Raw genomic sequence first — 297 nt, forward strand, 5'->3', positions numbered from 1 at the left:
ACGTCGGCGAAAAGCGCACCCTTCAGGCCCAGGTCGCGCGGGACGCCGGGCAGCGGGAACTGCACTTCCAAGGTGCCGCCGATATAGGTCGAACCGCCGATCGCGTTCGAGCGGGCGTCGGCGATGCCGACGTCGCGCGGACCGATGCCGTTCGGCGCGAAGCCGCGGACCAGCGACGGGCCGAGGAAGAACTCGTCGGTGACGCGCAGTGGCTTGCCATCGATCGATTCGATGTGACCGCCCTGGAACCGGATGAAGCCAACGACGTCCTCGTACAGCTCCTTGTAGTACCGCGCA

General features: G+C 67.0%; 1 protein-coding gene. It reads right to left on the reverse strand.

The features are described 5' to 3' along the window. On the reverse strand, positions 1-297 hold a 297-nt coding region (locus OXS27_RS32495; protein ID WP_267361767.1), incomplete at both ends, for a BamA/TamA family outer membrane protein.

Source organism: Methylobacterium sp. GC_Met_3, assembly GCF_026540775.1.
Taxonomy (GTDB): Bacteria; Pseudomonadota; Alphaproteobacteria; order Rhizobiales; family Beijerinckiaceae; genus Methylobacterium.